Source organism: Psychrobacter sp. Cmf 22.2 (assembly GCF_001921745.1).
Taxonomy (GTDB): domain Bacteria; phylum Pseudomonadota; class Gammaproteobacteria; order Pseudomonadales; family Moraxellaceae; genus Psychrobacter.
The window spans coordinates 133,489-152,718 of record NZ_MRYA01000004.1 but is presented as its reverse complement, the minus strand read 5'-3'; the positions used below and the strand labels follow the sequence as shown (position 1 = coordinate 152,718).

12 protein-coding genes are annotated in these 19,230 nt (G+C 41.9%); 6 read left to right on the top strand and 6 right to left on the bottom strand.

Annotated features, from left to right (window positions below; genetic code table 11):
• From BTV98_RS09285 to BTV98_RS09265, 5 genes are all read right to left on the bottom strand, one after another.
• Positions 1–882 (bottom strand): ABC transporter substrate-binding protein, encoded by an 882-nt coding sequence (locus tag BTV98_RS09285; RefSeq protein WP_075103456.1) that lies wholly within the window; start codon positions 880–882, stop codon positions 1–3.
• 501 nt (positions 883–1,383) lie between these two features.
• Positions 1,384–2,265: an ABC transporter substrate-binding protein gene (locus BTV98_RS09280; protein ID WP_075103455.1), complete on the bottom strand. Its 882-nt coding sequence runs from the start codon at positions 2,263–2,265 to the stop codon at positions 1,384–1,386.
• 346 nt (positions 2,266–2,611) lie between these two features.
• Entirely contained in the window at positions 2,612–3,871 is a 1,260-nt protein-coding gene (locus tag BTV98_RS09275) for a multidrug effflux MFS transporter (protein ID WP_075103454.1), read from the bottom strand.
• 266 nt (positions 3,872–4,137) lie between these two features.
• Complete coding sequence (locus BTV98_RS09270) at positions 4,138–4,950, bottom strand: crotonase/enoyl-CoA hydratase family protein (RefSeq protein ID WP_058368160.1); 813 nt, start codon at positions 4,948–4,950, stop codon at positions 4,138–4,140.
• A 241-nt stretch (positions 4,951–5,191) separates the two neighbouring features.
• A complete protein-coding gene (locus BTV98_RS09265) occupies positions 5,192–8,779 on the bottom strand; it encodes an ATP-binding protein (protein ID WP_058368159.1) in 3,588 nt (1,195 codons plus the stop codon).
• 453 nt (positions 8,780–9,232) lie between these two features.
• Here BTV98_RS09265 and cysM point away from each other — a divergent pair, with 453 nt between their 5' ends.
• From cysM to BTV98_RS09235, 6 genes are all read left to right on the top strand, one after another.
• The gene (gene cysM / locus BTV98_RS09260; protein ID WP_256713886.1) at positions 9,233–10,186 is read left to right on the top strand and encodes a cysteine synthase CysM; all 954 of its coding nucleotides are present in this window, start codon (positions 9,233–9,235) and stop codon (positions 10,184–10,186) included.
• Positions 10,187–10,241: 55 nt separating this feature from the next.
• Entirely contained in the window at positions 10,242–11,066 is an 825-nt protein-coding gene (locus tag BTV98_RS09255) for a 3'-5' exonuclease (protein ID WP_075103452.1), read from the top strand.
• 71 nt (positions 11,067–11,137) lie between these two features.
• Positions 11,138–12,673, top strand: coding sequence for a 23S rRNA (uracil(1939)-C(5))-methyltransferase RlmD (gene rlmD / locus BTV98_RS09250; RefSeq protein WP_058368156.1), 1,536 nt, complete (start codon positions 11,138–11,140; stop codon positions 12,671–12,673).
• A 364-nt stretch (positions 12,674–13,037) separates the two neighbouring features.
• Positions 13,038–15,596 (top strand): bifunctional (p)ppGpp synthetase/guanosine-3',5'-bis(diphosphate) 3'-pyrophosphohydrolase, encoded by a 2,559-nt coding sequence (locus BTV98_RS09245; RefSeq protein WP_075103451.1) that lies wholly within the window; start codon positions 13,038–13,040, stop codon positions 15,594–15,596.
• 146 nt (positions 15,597–15,742) lie between these two features.
• Positions 15,743–16,654 carry a bifunctional DNA-formamidopyrimidine glycosylase/DNA-(apurinic or apyrimidinic site) lyase gene (gene mutM / locus BTV98_RS09240; protein ID WP_075103450.1) on the top strand — a complete coding sequence of 304 codons (912 nt, stop codon included), beginning with the start codon at positions 15,743–15,745 and terminating at the stop codon, positions 16,652–16,654.
• A 178-nt stretch (positions 16,655–16,832) separates the two neighbouring features.
• Positions 16,833–17,273, top strand: a complete 441-nt coding sequence (locus tag BTV98_RS09235) for a hypothetical protein (protein ID WP_058368154.1) — start codon at positions 16,833–16,835, stop codon at positions 17,271–17,273.
• 81 nt (positions 17,274–17,354) lie between these two features.
• Here BTV98_RS09235 and typA read toward each other — a convergent pair whose 3' ends face one another.
• Positions 17,355–19,205, bottom strand: a complete 1,851-nt coding sequence (gene typA, locus BTV98_RS09230) for a translational GTPase TypA (RefSeq protein ID WP_075103449.1) — start codon at positions 19,203–19,205, stop codon at positions 17,355–17,357.
• Positions 19,206–19,230: the final 25 nt, after the last annotated feature.

The following is a 19,230-nucleotide window of genomic DNA, read 5'->3' as shown; positions in this document are numbered from 1 at the left end:
TTAGTTTGCCTGCTCAGTAGTTTGGGCGTCAGGTTGAGCTTCACCTAACCATTTTTCTTCGATTGTCTTAAACGTTCCTTCTGCTTTAAGTTTGGTGATACCTTCATTAACAGTGTCGATAAGCTGAGTGTTATCCTTTGCCATTAGTACAACTTGCTGCGCTGAAGGCGTATCTTCACCTTCATACGGTACGATAGTCACTTCATATTCTGGATGAGTTTTAGCGGTATATTGCAAAATAGGCAAATCATGTAGGATAACGTCGACCTTGTTTTGCAGTAGGTCTTCAAATAGTAAAAAGGCTGTGGTTCTTGTAGAAAGCTCACCATATTTGCCAATTTCTTTTAGTTGCTCTACAGGTTTTGCACCTTCCATACCAGCAACATGTAGTCCTCCTAAGTCCTCTAAACGCTTTAAGTTTAAGTCTTTATTTGAGTACATCATGGCTGATGGGTTAAAAAAGTAAGGTGTGGATAAACCATACTTTACGTTACGATCGTCTTTATAAGAGATACCTGATACCGCTAAGTCACGGCCACCAGACTCTACGCTATCAAACATGTCTTGCCAAGTTTCTTTATAAAACTCGACTTTGAAGCCTTGCTCTTCTCCAATAGCACGGATAGCATCAATATCGATACCTTGCATATTTCCATAGTCATCTTGGAAAGAAAACGGAGGCATTGTACCTGTCGTCGCCACTTTAACTACTGGTGCGTCATCAGGTAATTTACTAACAAAAGTATCTTTGTTTTCTACCACTGTTGGACTGGTCGTTGTTGCGTTTTCTTGCGTACTTGTATTGCTAGCGTTGTTAGAATTGCCACAACCAAACAAACCCACACTTAATGCAATAGGAAGTACTCGGTATAACTGTTTCATGATCTATCCTTGAAAAATAGGGAGGTTTTACGGTTTAATAAATCGCACTTATCGCGCTTTCGTATTCAACATTTACTCTTTATTTAATACAAAATGATTTTTTATAAACATCTTTTGTATTTTTGAATTAATAAACTGTCATAAGCTCGAATAGATATTGACTGTTACAGCTTCAAAAAATAAATATCAAATCCATATTTTTCACCTAATACGATATAGAATGAATAGGTAAATAACACGTTGAACTCGCAGTACATTTATTACACAAACTTACAATGAATAATACTCAAGTAACTTTGTAATAGCAATCAAGGTAAGCGAGTGGTAATTGATAATCGTTATCATTAACCTGATAAATTTGTATATAATAACGTTCATGTATACATAAACAGTATTAGATAAGTTCAAATGTGATAAAAAAAGCATTCATACGATTAATACGTATGAATGCTTTTTAGCAGAGTGCTTTTAGTTAATTGAGTATTTTTAAGTTTGTTGATATTAAGTATTTGGTTTACGCTGTTCCGATACAGCTTGCGTCAGATCTTCACCAAACCATTTTATGGTTAAAGTGGCATAAGTACCATTTTGTTTTAGACTCTTTAAGCCAGCATTTACCTTTTCAAGTAACTCAGGCTGTCCCTTTTCAACGAGCAGTACTTTGTATGCACTCTCTGCATGGATATCTTCATAATCAAAATATTTTGGCTCCAAATCAGGTAAATCATTCATAAGATAACGAAGGGCACCCGCATCTTCGGCAACTGCATCAACTTCACCTCGCACCATAGCCTTTACTGCTAAAAAGGTTGACGGATATGGGCTAACAGATTCAACATTGATTTCACCACTACTAAAGTAGTCATACTGTACGGTATCGCTAAGCACCCCAATCTTTACATCGTCTAATTCGTCTACAGAGGTGAGATTTAAGGACTCATCTAAATACACTAAGCTTGATGGTAGCGGTGCATACGGGTCAGACAGTAAATACTTTTTGTCACGCTCCGTACTATATGGTACAGCCGCTGCAAGCATATCTCGAGTTTTGTTATCTAAGTTTTCAAATACCTCTTCCCATGGATCACTATAGATTTCAACTTTAAATCCTTGATCCTCACCAATCTCACGCATAAGATCAATATCAAATCCAGTAACACTTCCATACTCATCATTAAAACCATAAGGAGCAAACTGCGCGTCAGTGGATAGCTTGACTGTCGGTGCAGTATCAGGCAATTTACTTACAAACGCATTGTTATCTTTAATAGCTGTAGTACTGTTGGTATTTACATTGTCCTGAGTGGTCGCGTTGTTAGCATTGCTACAACCAAACAAACCTACGCCTAGCATCATTGGAAGTACTTTATATAATGTCTTCATAACTCATCCTTGAAAATTAAAAGATATTAGTAACTTTTTCCTTAACAAACCAACAAATTTGTATATAACTTTTTTGTAATAAGAAATACAAACCGTTACATTCGATATTAATTCAGTAATTTTAGGATAGCTAGAAACATAGAAAGAATTAGATGAATGGACGAATAGTATGATAAAAGGCAGATAACACAAGTTATTTGGAAGTTTTACCCATCTATTTGAATAAAATAAATTTTTGGGATATATATAAATTATTGTAATATATCTTTTATTAAAGGTATAAAAAAAGCATCCATCACCTATTAGTCACTTGAATGCTTTTAAATAAAAACTGTAAATAAAATTTTCAATCTGTATCTTCAAGATTTAAGTTACGATCTATTTTCCAAATTAAAGAACAGCCCAGACTCATTAAGGCAAACATTGCAATACCAATCTTAAGTACAGGATTGACTGGAAACAGATTCAATAATAACCCACCAAAAATACCGACTGAAAACATCAAAGAGCCTTGTAATGCACTCGCCATACCAGCACGGTGTTTTTGAAACGCCAACGCAATGGCAGAAGCGTTTGGCTGAGTCAGACCAAGACCTGAAATACAAAAGAAGATACAGCTTAAAACAAGCGGTAGCCAAGCATCCGTACCAAGAAAAATCCCAACTAAAAATAGTACGCCTGCAGAAATCACCTGCATCATCGCACCAAAACGTAAGATACTCAAAATACGAAAGCGATTGGTGAGCCATTGATTAAGCTGAGTTAACGCCACAAACCCTGCAGCATTCATACCAAAGAGCCAACCAAAATGCGTCGCTGACACACCATACGTGTCCATAATTAATTCAGAAGCTGAGCTAATATAGACAAACATTGCACCCATCAACAGCCCGCCACCAATCGCTGGATAGTTAAAGTTTTGATCCTTTAATAGGCTCCAATACTGATTGAGCACCTCTTTAGCAGGACGTACATTACGATTTTCTTCTGTGAGAGTTTCAAAAAAGAAAAACTTAGTTAACAGTAAGTTAAGCACTCCAAAAGCCGCTAAAAACCAAAAAATAGAATGCCAACTAAAGAATTGTAAGAATAGCGCGCCAAGAGATGGCGCTAAGATAGGTGCCAGTCCCATTACCAAAATCATAATAGAAAAAGCTTTGGCAGTTTGTTTGGCGGTAAGTCGATCACGTATCGCTGCGCGAGTGACGACAGCACCCACACAAGCGCCAAGTGCCTGTAGCGTCCGCCCAGCGAACAACACATACTCGTTACTGGTCGTGGCACAAACTATCGATGCAATAACGTATAGGGTCATGCCAATATATAAAGGTTTGACACGACCAACACGGTCACTAAAAGGACCATAAAACAGCTGTCCAAATACCAAACCAAAAAAGTAAGCCGGTACAGAGTTGGCCATAAATGCTGTGGTTACAGCAAAATCATCTGCCATCGATGGTAGAGCCGGCAGATACATGTCGATAGATAATGGCCCTATTGCCACAATCAGCCCAAGCATCATAATCCAGGCAACAGGCAGATCAGCAGAACGCACACGCTCAGCAGTAATAGGTTTATTGGGCAAAGAGGATTTTGGAGCAGACATAGTGAGACCATTCTATACAAAGATTGTCGTTGATACTTCGATTGTTTTTATCCAATATAAACTTTATCAATAAAATGATCCTATTTGTTGACAGAAATCACTGATAAAAACAATGATGCATATCTAATTTATTATCATTACAAATATGCAAGCGGACAGTCCTATATCGTACTATCTGCTTGTATTTCAATAGACGTACACCGTTAATAGAACAAACCTCAATAATTAAACACTAACCAAGATAACGCCATAAGTTGGGAGTCAAATTAACGAAATTGGCGTTTGCTAAATGCTGTACTGGCTTCTTTGGCTTTTTTGAGCGCAAGCTTACGATTTCGTCCTAACATAAGTTTTAACTGCCACATTTTTTCTTTATATAGCGTGGTATGCGACTGCTGATACATGGCATTGATGACACGCTTACTTGCGAGCACCGCATCAGGAGAACGCTCAGCGAACTCAGCGGCCAGCAGCTGTGCCTGTTGTAGTGGCGACTCGCTACAATGACTAACCAACCCCAATGCTCTCCCCTCCTCAGCATCAATGGTACGCGCACTCATTGCCAGCTCTTTTAGCACGTCTGCACGCACGACCCCTAGCGCCGATTGCGTCAGTCCCATGTCTGGTACCAACCCCCATTTGGCTTCCATAATAGATAGTTTGCAATCAGGATGGCTGATACGCACATCACAAGCCAGTGCCAGCTGCAATCCTGCGCCGATACAGTATCCTTCTAATACAGCGATTACAGGAACTGGCACCTCGCGCCAGACCAAGCAAACCCGCTGAAATAGGCTTTGGTGAGGTTTAATTAATTCCCAAAAAGCGTACGCTTGATTTTTAGGATGATTCAAATCACCCAAATCGATGCCAGCACAAAACGTCCTCTCAGCACCATTAAGAATGACAGCACGTAGCGTTTTATCCTTACTAATATGTCCAGCAGCAGCAATCAGCTCATCAACCACTTTAAAGCTCATAGCGTTCTTTTTTTGAGGACGATTTATAGTGACGGTGGCAATATTTTCGGTAACGCTAACTTGTAGGGTTTCATATTGATAAGCGGCGATAGCATGCATAACAATCCTTAATAAGCAGTTTGGATGATAATTTGATGTTCGTTTTAGCAGTTATATTTTATTAATCTTAACAGGCTTATATCTGCTATGCCGTGCGAATAACTGACTGTGAAGGTAGCAATTTTCTATTAGCCATAACGTTCTATAATATCTAGCTCTTTGCTCAAGCCGCCGCTAACCAGACATTTACTTTGATAACTTCTTCCACTAGATTCTTTTTTAAATCAGATCCTTTTTTAAATCATATCATCTTCCAAGTCATATCATTTTCGCTTAAGCGATGATAGTTCAATTGCGGATATGGCGACAGATCAAGCGTTTGTAAATTGGTAAGCGCAAGCAACAAATCTTCATAATATGGCTTGAGCATAGCAAACTGTGCTGGCGTAGTATGTTGGACATTTAATAGACATTTATCTTCCAAATCTTGACTAGCTTGACGTAACTGCGGTACACCAGTATAGCGACTGGCACCCAAAATACGATGTGCAACTTGCGCCAGCATGTTTCGATCGCGTGCTTGCCATGCTTGAGCTAAGGCTTCTTTTTCATCTGCTATTGTATCGATCATCATAATGATTAGCTTGGCGGCCAGATCCGGCTTGTTTGCCGAACGTGTCAACGCATCTTGCCAATCTAGTATCTCCAACCCTTCTATACTGCTGTTTTTTGGACCATACTCCTGCTGTGCCTGTTCTGATGAGTAGCTTTGTGACTGCTCATCTTGTTCGATGAGAGTGTCCTCATGCAGCTGGTTTTGGTACTGTAAGCCTTGATAACGAGGCTGAGTCGCCCGTTGGGGTTCTCGTCTATACTCATCGCGAGGTTGAATATCTCGCATATAGTCGTCACGAATTTTCTTTAAAGAGAGCGGCCGTGGTACGGTTTTATCTACAGGTGGACTTTTGACTTTGGTATCGTCTACAGCATTGGACGCCATACTATCTGCAGCATCAGTAGATGCTATTTGTAATAAATGCTGCGACGTTGACGTGCGTCCCAACCATTTTTGTAGCACTTGTAATAACTGCGGCTGGCTAATTGGTTTGCCAACATAATCATCGATACCACTTGCAAGCAGCTTATCGCGCTCATCAGATAATCCATGAGCCGTTAGGGCAATAATAGGAATATAGCTGTCACCAACCTCTATTTTACGGATTTGCTGCGCCGCTTCACGACCTGACATACGCGGCATTTGAATATCCATAAAAATAAGATCGATACGGTCTTTATCCTGTAGTCTATCTTGTGAGTTGCTTTTTGAATGGGTCGATGTTTTATCTTCTGTATTTGCGTCTATCGTTGAGGCAGCATTGGATGACACATGGGTTTGTGCGCGAGCTTGAGCTTTTGATATCTGTGTTTTGTTGGATAAGCTTTGTTGAGCAGATTTGGCGTTTTTTATATTTTTGGCCTGCTGCTTGCTGATCAATTCGATAGCATCAAAGCCGCTATTGGCAGTGATGACATGGATACCAAGCTCACTAAGAAGCGCATCTAATACCAAAAGGTTGGGCAGATGGTCGTCTACCGCCAGCACAGTTATGCCATGCCAGCGCGGTGCTTGCGCTGCGACCGGTTCGCTTTTCTTTTGAGTATCGAGCATGGCATATAACTGCCTTTTATCCAATGGCTCATATAAGACATTGGCATGATAGCGGTTTAATAATGCCTGATCAGCGGCAACTTGATAGCCAAACACAGCAAGCTTACCTTGATAGTGCAAACGAATTTGCTTGAGCAGTGCTGTCATGTCATCTTGCGTATCATTATCGACGATTACCCAATCCCAATAATTGCCACGCTCTTTTAAAGATTCAAGCACACCAGGTAGCGAGTTGGCTTGAGTAAGTTTGATAGGTAGAGCTTGCAGACTGGCTTTGAGGACTTGTCTTGAAGCAATGTGATTGATCCAGACCAATACATTGAATTCGTCATTTGCACTAGCCAGTGGCGCAAGTACTGGTAAGGCAATGGTTTGACCAGTAGCAGCTTCCAATACATCGATATGAGTTGGCATACGAAACCAAAATGTTGCTCCTTGATTGGCTATATTCTCTTGTGCATTGTCATAAAACCCAATATCACCGCCCATAAGACGTGTTAATTGCTTAGAGATGACCAAGCCCAATCCTGTGCCACCATACTGACGCGTGATAGAGGGATCGCCTTGACTAAAGCTTTGAAACAGCATCTTTTGGTCTGCAAGAGATATCCCCTTGCCACTATCTTGGACGCTAATCATTAGATGATTATCGCGATGATCATCTAAGCTTACGCGCACCACGACATCACCGCTATCAGTAAATTTAATGGCATTGCCGACAAGATTGGTTAAAACTTGTTTGAGGCGCAGGGCATCACCCACGATTCGCATCGGCACATCGTTGTAAAATAGCACAGCCATACGTAGGCCTTTCTCTGCCGATACAGGAGAGAGCATATCGACCACGTCATAAATGGTGTCATAAAGGTCAAACTCGTGACGATCAAGTACCAGTTTTCCTGCTTCAATTTTGGAGAAGTCCAAGACATCATTTACCAGTGCCAGTAGATGTGCGGACGATTTACGAATGGTATGCACATACAAGTCTTGCTCAGGATTTAGCTCACCGTGACGCGCCAACAAATTAATAAATCCGTCGATACTATTTAGCGGCGTGCGCAGCTCATGACTGATATTGGCTAAAAATGCAGACTTGGCTTGACTGGTTGAGATCGCATCATCTCGAGCATTTCTGATAGAAATATTTTGCATCTCCATCTCGTCAAAAGCCAGACGCAGATCGTCTTCGGTTTGCTCAGCGTGGTCTTTTAAGTCTTGAAAGCTGCTGTGCAAGCGCCGTAACGTCTTAACCAAGTCTTGTTGTAATAAGTTTAACTCACCATCAGACTCAACGGGAATAGGCTTGTATAAATTGTCCACATGAGTACGCTGCAGCTGCAAACGCAGCTCATAAATAGGCGCAATCCAGCGTTTAGCATAGATATTGAGACTTAATAGCAAAATTAAGATAGTGAAAAGACCAGTAATGACCAGCGCCATCGCGATACGATAACGTGCAATATAAAGTGGTTCATTATCCATATCGACAAGCAACCACAATCTATGCCCTTCAAAATCACCCAATACAGTGCCATAAGCTGTACCAATAGGCGTTGATTGCTGTGATAAAAAACTCTTTGACGCATCGATTAGAGGCCAACTCTCACTCACCCCATAGCCGACTGTTGCAAGTACCTGATTATTTTCATTGATAATGGCGATGCGTTGTACATGCTGCTCTGATTGCATACGACTGAGCCTATCGCGAATCGATACCAATGTCGCCATCGCCCCTTGCGGAGCGTCTGCTGTCTCATTGAGACTTTCATCAATGACTGCAGCAGTCGATAAGTGAGAGGTAGACACTCCTCCAAGCGCTTCTTCTGACAGCACTGTACTACTTAGTCTGCCTCCGCGAGCACTAATATAATGGTCCGAATGTACTTGTGATAACGGCAGATACTCAGGCCGAATATTGTTTTCAAGTGCTGCTTGACTGGCTGCTGCCATATTATCAATCATATCTTGCGAATTTTTTTCATTGGCTTTTGATCGCTGACGTTCTTGCACTAGCAATGCAGGGATCAGCTCAGTAACCATAGGCTTATAACGAATCAATACAGCCTCAGCTAATGCTTCTTGCTCTGACTCACTAGCACGCATCGTTTCATGAAAAACGAGAATACCACCGACTGCCGCCAATACGCATATCGGTAAAAACACCAAGATGATCAACTGACCATAGGCGCTACTGGTATCAAAGCGTTTTTTGTATGCCATGCTAAATCTTATCCCTACAGATGTCTTTGCTATGTATAAATAGCTACTATAAACGGTTTTACTCAACCATTACGTTCTAAGTACTTGCGTTATTTTAGCAGCATTTAGAAGTGTAGGTATTATCTTCGCCCTTCATATCAGCTTATTATAAATATCTACTTTACATTGCCATCGCTATCAATCGCCTCACCATCTATAGTTACTTATTCTTTTTAGTAGATAAGTTATTAGTAGATAGTTTATGGTTTAGCTCTTTTAATTTTATTCATTTACCAAAATATCTTGATGCTAACAGCGTAGCCAAAAACAAAATGATATAATGATGCCATTTTTAATTTGTCAAAATTCTCGGGTAACAGCGAACCGCTCATTATTGGCTAGAACGAAAATTAGAACCATATTTACAAACTATTATTCCAAAATAAATAAGGGTACCTTATGTCCTCTACCGCTATGCCAAACGCCAATTTTATCAATCAAGTCACCGAACTTGCTGATTGTGTCGGCCAAACCCCCCTTGTTAAGCTACATCGTTTGCCTATAGAGGAAAGCATTACCAATGGAGCGATGTTGCTGGCCAAACTCGAAGGCAATAACCCTGCAGGCTCTGTAAAAGATCGACCTGCTTTTAACATGATTTATCAAGCAGAACAGCGCGGAGATATCAAGCCAGGTGACACTTTGATTGAAGCAACCAGCGGTAATACTGGTATTGCCTTAGCCATGGTTGCTGCTATGCGTGGCTACCCGATGACCCTATTGATGCCGACAAGCTCAACCCAGGAGCGTAAAGATGCAATGAAAGCTTATGGCGCAACCTTAATCGAAGTCGATGAAGGGATGGAAGCTGCACGTGATTTGGCATTACAGATGCAGGCTGAGGGACAAGGGGTTGTGCTTGATCAGTTTAATAATGCTGACAATAAGCAAGCGCACTATTTGACGACAGGCCCGGAACTGTGGACGCAGACTGAGGGCAAAATCACCCATTTTATCAGCTCAATGGGTACTACAGGTACCATTACAGGCGTATCGCAATACCTTAAAGAACAAAACCCAGCGATCAAAGTTATCGGCTTGCAACCTGATGAAGAGGCGTCCATCGCTGGTATTCGTCGCTGGCCTGCAGCTTATATGCCAGGTATCTTTGAGGCAGATTTAGTCGATGAAGTCATGGATATTGATCAACAAATCGCTGAAATTTATATGCGCAAACTGGCGAAGACTGAAGGTATTTTTGCTGGTGTCTCATCAGGCGCAGCAGCGTGGGCGGCTATGCAAGTCGCCAAAGAGAACCCTGATGCTGTTATTGCCTTTATCGTTTGTGATCGCGGTGATCGCTATCTATCGACTGGCCTATACAATGTCGATGATAGTGATGTCGATGATAGTAGTACTCAGTCATAATGTCTGCGTCACGCTTGCCGAGTCACGCTTGCCTAATCAGTAACTAGGACTATTTATGTCATATGCCCTACCTGCTAATCCTGTACTGGTCTTTGATATTGAGACCGTGGCAGATACAGATGCTGCACGCCGTATTTATCCAAAACTGGCTGAATTAAACGACGCTGATGCGTTAAGTGCCCTGACTGCCATTCGAATACAAGAGGCTGGGCATGACTTTATGCGCTTACCATTACAGCGCATAGTGTGCATCTCAGCGCTATACATCAAAGATGGACAGTTTTCTTTATTTTCTTTGACGGCAGATAAGTTTAGCGAAAAAGATATTCTTGCCAAGTTTTTCCGCGCCTTCAGCGATATCGAAACCCTGCCACAGCTGATTAGCTGGAATGGTTCAGGCTTTGATATACCCGTACTCATTTACCGCGCTATGCAGTATGATCTGTCTGCCCCATGGCTGTTTGAAGAGGGCGAGCGTATTAAAAACATGCGTTTTGATAATTATGTCAATCGCTTTCAAACCAAGCATCTAGATTTAATGGACAGATTTAGCCAATATGGTGCGAGTCGCCGTGAAGCGATGGATGTGGTCGCAAGCCTGTATGGCCTACCCGGCAAAACCGATGTGGATGGCAGCATGGTAGGCGATCTGGTTAATGATGGTGACTGGCAGACGTTATCGATATATTGCGAATCTGATGTCATGAATACATGGCTGATATATCTACGTTGGCTGCGTCTAACCGGTAAGTTATCTTCACCCGCTTATAATCATTGGCAACAACAAAGTCGTGACTATTTAATCAAATTTACTCAAGCAGATGGCAAAGCGCGCCATCACGAGTTTCTTGCCGATTGGTCATCTGCACCCGAACCATAAAAAGACAAAACATAGTATTATCAACAATAGCACTTACTCTCATTTTAGTTACTTATTATTAAGGCAGGTTTATGCAACCCACCGATACTCACACAGCACCTGACACAAAGCCGCAAGCCCGCGACACTAAAACGATTACTATCCCGCCTAATAAGAAAAAATCCAAACCATCGTCAAAGACGCGTCGGCGTTTAAAAGAGGCAGAACCACTACCCTTCAATGTCGATGGATTGTCACACGATGGGCGCGGGGTTGCCGTATATGGCAATGGCTTTGATGAAAAAGAGGGACACGTAGCAGACAAGCATGGCAAAAAAGTCTTTGTCAGCTTTGCCTTACCGGGTGAAAGCGCCTTGGTCAAACTAACCAATAGCCGTGCCAGCTTTGAGGAGGGAGATGCGATTGATATCACAGCCAATCCAAATCCTGAACGTGCTGTACCGCCCTGCCCACATTTTGGCGTTTGCGGTGGTTGCAGCTTGCAGCACTGGCAGCCAGATGGCCAAATCAACTTTAAGCAATCGGTACTTGCTGAGATGCTTATGCATCAAGCCAATGCTGAGCCTGATAGCTGGCTTGCCCCTGTGGTCGGTGATCGCCTTGGCTATCGTACCAAAGCACGACTTGGCGTACGCTATGTCGCCAAAAAAGAAACTGCCTTGGTCGGCTTTCGTGAGCGCTCAAGCAACTTTTTGGCTGAATTAAATGAGTGTCATATCTTAGATCCACGTATTGGCTTTGAGATTGAAAACCTAAAAGCGCTTATTAGTACGCTTGAGAGCCGCGATAAGATTGCCCAACTAGAGCTAGCAATGGGAGAATACCTACCAGAGCTGCCTGATGGCGATCAGCCAGTTGCTCTTATTGTACGTAATCTAGCCCCATTATCAGACTCTGATATCGAGAAGCTAAAGACGTTTTTTGCAGCGCGTCATTGGCAGCTATACCTACAGTCCAAAGGCGCTGATAGTATCCAACGTATTGCTTTAACTGATAAAGACGACTTAAGCCAGCAATTTGGACGTTTATATTATCAACTGCCAGAATATGACCTTACCTTTGAATTTATCCCGACCGACTTTACGCAAGTAAATCTCTCTGTCAATCGTCAGATGACCAAACTTGCTTGCGATTTGTTAGATTTAAAAGCAGGCGAGCGGGTACTAGATTTGTTTAGCGGTTTAGGTAACTTTAGTTTGCCCTTAGCTCGCCTTGTTGGTGAAACTGGCGCCGTGGTAGGCGTCGAAGGTAGCGATGCAATGACGGCCCGAGCAGCAGACAACGCTCGCCGTAACGGTATCAATAATACTGAGTTTTATAACCAAGATTTGACTCGCGACTGTACTGATGAACCTTGGGCCAATCAAGGCTTTGACGCCCTACTCATCGACCCGCCTCGCTCTGGTGCTTGGGAGATCATGCAATACTTGCCTAAATTTAATGCCAAGCGAATTGTCTATGTTTCTTGCAATCCTGCTACCCTTGCGCGCGATACAAAAGCCCTGTTAGAGCAAGGCTATCGTCTCACCCACGCTGGAGTGATGGATATGTTCTGTCATACTGGTCATGTCGAATCCATCGCTCGCTTTGAGAGGATAGCGAGTTAATTTTATTAATTGTACCGTTAGGCTCTTTACTGCTCTAAATTGAACGGTTTTGAACGAATAAAATTTCGTCAGAATATAGTTACGCTTATATGCATTATCACTACAGAGCCTTGCTTGAAATACCATTTTAAAGTGACATAATAATACCCATACAAGCTGTATGTGTATTATTCGCACATTGTGCATATTTGCGCTTATCGTCTCAAAATACTGGGCATAAACTCTTTACAACAGCTGCTAAAAAACGGATTTTTGCAGCTGTGTTGATCACATCTAATAATAATGTATTACTGTGTAGATCAAGCGTTTTTGCAGAGCAGGTAAGACGATAAGAAATTTCGAAAATAGCTAAGAGGAGCCGGCTATGGTAAAAATTCGGGAAGGTCTACCGCTTATTGATGGACAAACAACAAAAAATGATAGTGCGACCATAGCAGCGCAGCTAGTTGCAAGCCAGCGTTCTCATCAATCTGCTAATAGTTACGCTCAAGTGCCACTTGATATTAAACAACAGCTGGCAACCCATAAGCTGCATACCACTTTTGATCGCTCTGCCCGATACTCTTATCACAGTCATGATCCTAAATTAGAAAACGAATATTCGGACCTTATTCTTCCAGACGATATGCAGATGCTTACAGAAGCATCTATCGCTGATGATTCAGATCAAGCCAATATTGATGTGCCTGTATGGCTTGATAATGTCGCAAAACGTATCGATCAAGACTCTGTCCCTAATTTAGCGGCTGCTTGTGAGTTTATTCGTAGTCGTATGAATACTAGCGAGTCTGAACGTTCTGGTGCTTATGTGACGGGTATTGGTATGGCAGATATCTTGACCTACCTATATCAAGATGAAGACGCTTTGGTGGCTGCTATGTTATACCGTAGCGCACGTAAGTCGCTGGTGAGTTTGACTGATATTGAGCAAAGCTTTGGTGCTGATATTGCACGTTTAGTCAAAGACGCTTTGGCGATGGGAAAGTTGTCTGCCATTATAGAAAGCAATAAACGCCTAGAAGATCATTTCGTTAATAATCAACGCGATCAGCTATCTAACATCTATAGTATGCTCATTTCTGTTACTAATGATGTACGCGTAGTGCTTATCAAGCTTGCCGAACGTACCTTTGCCATGCGTGAGCTATCATTTTCCAAACCTGAACGTCAACAACGCGTAGCTCGCGAAGTGATGACTATTTACGCACCGCTTGCTCATCGATTAGGTATTGCTCAGTTAAAATGGGAGCTTGAAGACTTAGCTTTTCGCTATCTTGCCCCTGAGCGTTATAAAGAGATTGCCAAATTATTGTCCGAAAAGCGCAGCGAGCGCGAGGACTATATTCAACGAGTGCAAGACAAGCTCAACGAAGCTTTAGCAGAAGCTGGTATTACCGCTGATGTCTCAGGACGAGTTAAACATATTTATTCTATCTATCGCAAAATGAAGCTAAAACGCTTATCGTTTGATCAGCTTTATGACATTCGCGCACTGCGAGTATTGGTAGAAAACCCAGCGGATTGTTATCATGTGCTAGGCTTAGTACACGGCCTATGGCGTTACATTCCTGAGCAGTTTGATGACTATATTACCAATCCAAAGCCAAATGGTTATCGCTCTTTGCACACTGCCGTCATCGCCGAAAACAAATCACTTGAAGTACAAATACGTACCCAAGGCATGCACTTTGAAGCTGAGCTTGGCATGTGCGCTCATGTAAACTATAAAGAAGGCCTCAAAAAGAAAAAAGACAACTACCTCACTCAAAAGATCAGCTCATTGCGTCATCTGCTTTCTATCAATAATGAGAGCCGCAATCAAAATCGCTTAGGAATAACGCCAGATGGTGAGTTCAATGACCGTGAGTTAGGTGAACTAGAAGACGAAGAGCCAATCGTTGATTTTGATGAGCTCGAGAGGATTTATATTTTTAGCCGAGATGGTGACATCACTGAGCTGCCAAAAGGTGCTACCGTACTTGATTTTGCTTATTATGTACACACGCAAGTAGGCAATCGCGCTCAAGCAGCTCGAGTAAATCAGCGTTACGTGCCGTTGACTTACCAGCTAAAAACTGGCGAGCAGGTCGAGATTATCACCAAGGCCGCCCGCGAGCCTAATCGTGATTGGTTGGTCGCATCACTTGGTTATATTCATACCAATCGCGCACGCTCTAAATTACGCCAATGGTTTAATAAGCAAGACCGTGATAAAAATATCGAGATTGGTAAGCAGATGCTGAGTAAAGAGCTTGAGCGACTTTCAGTACATCCCAATAGCATTGATTTGAATGACTATACGCAGTATTTTCATGTCAATAATACGGATGATATCATCGTCGGCTTAGTCACAGGTGAAATTGGACTCCATCAATTAACTGGTCACATTTCTCGTCAGCTCCATCTAGAGCCTGAAAAAGAAAAGGAAGAATATACGCCTAGCGTTGATCCAAAGACGACAGGTAAACTTGACGCGTATAAAATCTGCATTGATGGCTTAGATAATATTGAGGTAAATTTGGCGGGTTGTTGTCATCCTGTACATGGCGAGCCAATTTCGGGTTACATTACTTTGTCTCGCGGTGTCAGTATTCATAATCGTGGCTGTCCTGAATATATGCGCCTGATTGAACGCGACCCTGAAAGAGAGATTAGTGCGGCTTGGAAGTCTAAATCCGGTCGCTACCAACCTGTCGATATCCATATTGAAGCTTATGATCGACGCGGATTATTGCGCGATTTGACCCAAGTTATTGACAAAGAAAGCGTCAACATACGCAAGGTTGAGACCTTGAGCACTGATGACAATATTGCTTCGTTAAAATTCCATATTGAAGTCTCAGGATTGGCGCATCTATCTAAACTGCTAGCCAAGCTCGAGCAGCAGCCAGGTATCTTGCATGCCCGTCGTACCATTGTCTAACAGCTAACAAGTAATACCTGGCGCTTTATACATGTGTCAAACCTAAATATTATTATTTGATAACTAACTCATAGCGTTAAAGACAATTAATATAAATAGATGGTGATTTGTCCTTTATATTTTCCAATTTTTTGTAGAATGCCCTTATGCCTGAATTACCTGAAGTTGAAACCACAAAAACAAGTCTTGTCCCCTTATTGGAACAAAAACTTACTGCCATACAAGTGTTTCAGTCAAAACTACGTTGGCCTGTGCCTGATGACTTAAATATGCTGACTGATTATACGTTACAAGACGTAAAGCGCCGCGCAAAGTATCTAATTCTGACTTTTGTACCCAAAGCACAGCTAATACAAAACAGTCAAAATGCAATTAAACATCAACGTCAATTGATCATACATTTAGGCATGTCAGGTAGTTTACAACAGCATCCTTTAGGTACTGACAAGCGTAAACACGATCATTTAATAATGACTTTTAACGATAGCAACGGCATTCAAACACAGCTTCATTATCATGACCCTAGACGTTTTGGCGCAGTTTTATGGTATAAAGATTACAATACCAAGCTTTTGGCTCATCTAGGACCTGAGCCATTATCAGAAGATTTCACCGCTGATTATCTATATCGTTTGATTCAACGTAGCGATGACCATAACATATCAGGTAAAACAACCAAACAGCGTCCTATCACTCGTGCTATTAAGTCAGTCATTATGGAACAACAGGTTGTGGTTGGCGTAGGCAATATATATGCAACAGAAAGTCTATACTTGTCCGCTATTCATCCTGCCACCCCAGCACATAAATTGTCTTACGAACAAATAAGCATACTAGTTGAACATATTAAGGTCATACTACAACGAGCGATTGAGCTTGGAGGTTCAACACTACGCGATTTTACAGTAGCGAGTGGACAAACGGGGTACTTTCAACAAACCTTCAATGTCTACGGTAGACAAGGTGAGTCTTGTCCGCATTGCGCTACTGTACTTGATAATATCAAACTCAATGGACGTGCTAGCGTGTTTTGTCCATTTTGTCAGCCGATTCTATAAACAAAATTTTATTAAAATATATAAATTAAAGAGCAGTATAACGTGTTTTCATGTTGCTTATCGGCACGCATCTTGCTTTAATAAGAAGTCAATGCTGCTTTATAAGTACCTTTATTTGTAAGTATCTTCAATAGCAGTGTTCGTTACTTATACCGCTTACATGTTTTAGGAAATCATAATGACTGTTAATGCCGATAACCGACGCTCCAATAAAAGTAAGCTTTTGACCGCTGCCCTAAGCTTGGGTTTTATGATAGCTTTCACACAGCCAGCTTCGGCCGCTATAGAGATAGATGAGAGTGATTTTGGCCCATCGTATGACACGATGGTCGTTGATACAGTCGTTGGAAAGCCATTACAGCTGGTTACTGCTGTCACTGGTACTGCTGCTTATCTTGTCAGTCTGCCCTTTTCTCTTATCGGCGGTAACGCTGATCAAGCGCAGCAAAAACTGTTCGTTGAACCTTGGAATGCGATGGCTCGCTGCCTAGGTTGTACAGTCGCTGAAGACAATTTTTATAAATCACAAGACGTCAATGACAACATCGTACGCATCGTCGTCGATCAACCGTCGGAGATTCTCATTGATACCAATGACTATGTCGTAGTGACAAAGTGATTTGCTATAAAATGTGAGTCATTAGACATAAAAAAAGGCTAACGCAACGTTAGCCTTTTTTCATCATACTACATGGAAGTATTAAGCACCTTTCTTACTACGACCATGACGTTTACGCTCACTTTCAGTCAAGTAGCGCTTACGAATACGGACAGCTTTTGGCGTTACTTCTACCAATTCATCATCTTGAATAAACTCAAGCGCTTGCTCAAGGGTAAACTTAACCGCTGGCGTTAGAGTCAAAGCCTCATCAGTACCACTAGCACGTACGTTAGTAAGCTGTTTAGCGGTCGTTGGATTAACAGCCATATCATCGTTACGCGAGTTCAAACCAACGATCATACCTTCATATACTTCAAGCTGTGGCTCAGCGAACAGTTTGCCGCGCTTTTGTAGATTGAATAGCGCGAAACCTAAACAAGTACCAGTCGCCATAGATACCAATACACCATTAGAACGCCCACCAACATCACCGATTTTCTGTGGCCCATAATGCGAAAAGCTTGACGTCATGATACCAGTACCTGAAGTCAGTGTTAAAAACTCAGAACGGAAACCAATCAAACCGCGAGCAGGTATGGTCGCTTCAATGCGCATACGACCCTTTCCATCAAGTTCCATATTGGTCATCTCGCCTTTGCGCAGACCTACTTGCTCCATAATAGAGCCTTGATGTTCTTCTTCGATGTCAAAGACCACGTTTTCATACGGCTCTTGTAACTTACCATCAACTTCTTTAACGATAACTTCTGGGCCTGAAACACCCATCTCAAAACCTTCACGGCGCATGTTTTCGATCAGCACTGATAAATGTAGCTCACCGCGACCTGATACTTTGAATTTATCAGGAGACTCTGTATCTTCTACGCGTAATGCTACATTATGAATCAGCTCACGCTCAAGACGCTCACGAATGTTACGTGAAGTCACAAACTTACCATCACGACCAGCAAATGGCGAGTTGTTTACTTGGAAGTTCATTGAAACCGTTGGCTCATCAACTGTCAGAGCTGGCAACGCTTCTACGTGATTAGGGTCACAAATAGTATCAGAGATATTCAGTGCATCAATACCAGTAATACAAACAATATCACCTGCCTGAGCATCTTCTACTTCGATACGGTCAAGACCATGATAGCCCATGATTTTTAAAATACGGCCATTACGCGTGTTGCCATTTTTATCAATAACAGTCACTTGAGTATTGGTTTGTACTTTACCGCGCTGAATACGACCAATACCGATGACACCAACGAAGCTGTTATAGTCAAGGCTTGAGATTTGCATACGGAACGGGGCATCTGCATCTACTTGCGGAGGCTGTACAACATCGACGATAGTCTTAAAAAGCGGAGTCATATCTTCAGCCAAATCATCGGCTTCTAAACCTGCAATACCGTTCAATGCTGATGCATAAACTACTGGAAAATCTAACTGCTCATCAGTTGCACCCAAGTTATCGAATAGATCAAAGATCTGATCCATTACCCAATCAGGACGGGCGCCTGGACGGTCGATTTTGTTGATGACAACGATTGGCTTTAGGCCTTGCTCAAACGCTTTTTGAGTCACAAAACGGGTTTGAGGCATTGGTCCATCAACAGCATCTACGACTAAAAGTACGCAGTCAACCATTGACATGACACGCTCAACTTCACCACCAAAGTCAGCGTGACCTGGAGTATCTACAATATTAATACGGTATTCTGTATCGTCAGAACTATCTGTCCAACGAATGGCTGTATTTTTAGCCAAAATAGTAATACCACGTTCTTGTTCAATATCACCTGAATCCATTGCACGTTCAGCAATGTTTGCACGATCGCCAAAAGTACCAGATTGATGTAATAATTTATCAACTAGAGTTGTTTTACCATGATCAACGTGGGCAATAATTGCAATATTACGCAGATGTTTGATATCGTTCGCCATATAAAATGCTCGTTTTGTCTTAATA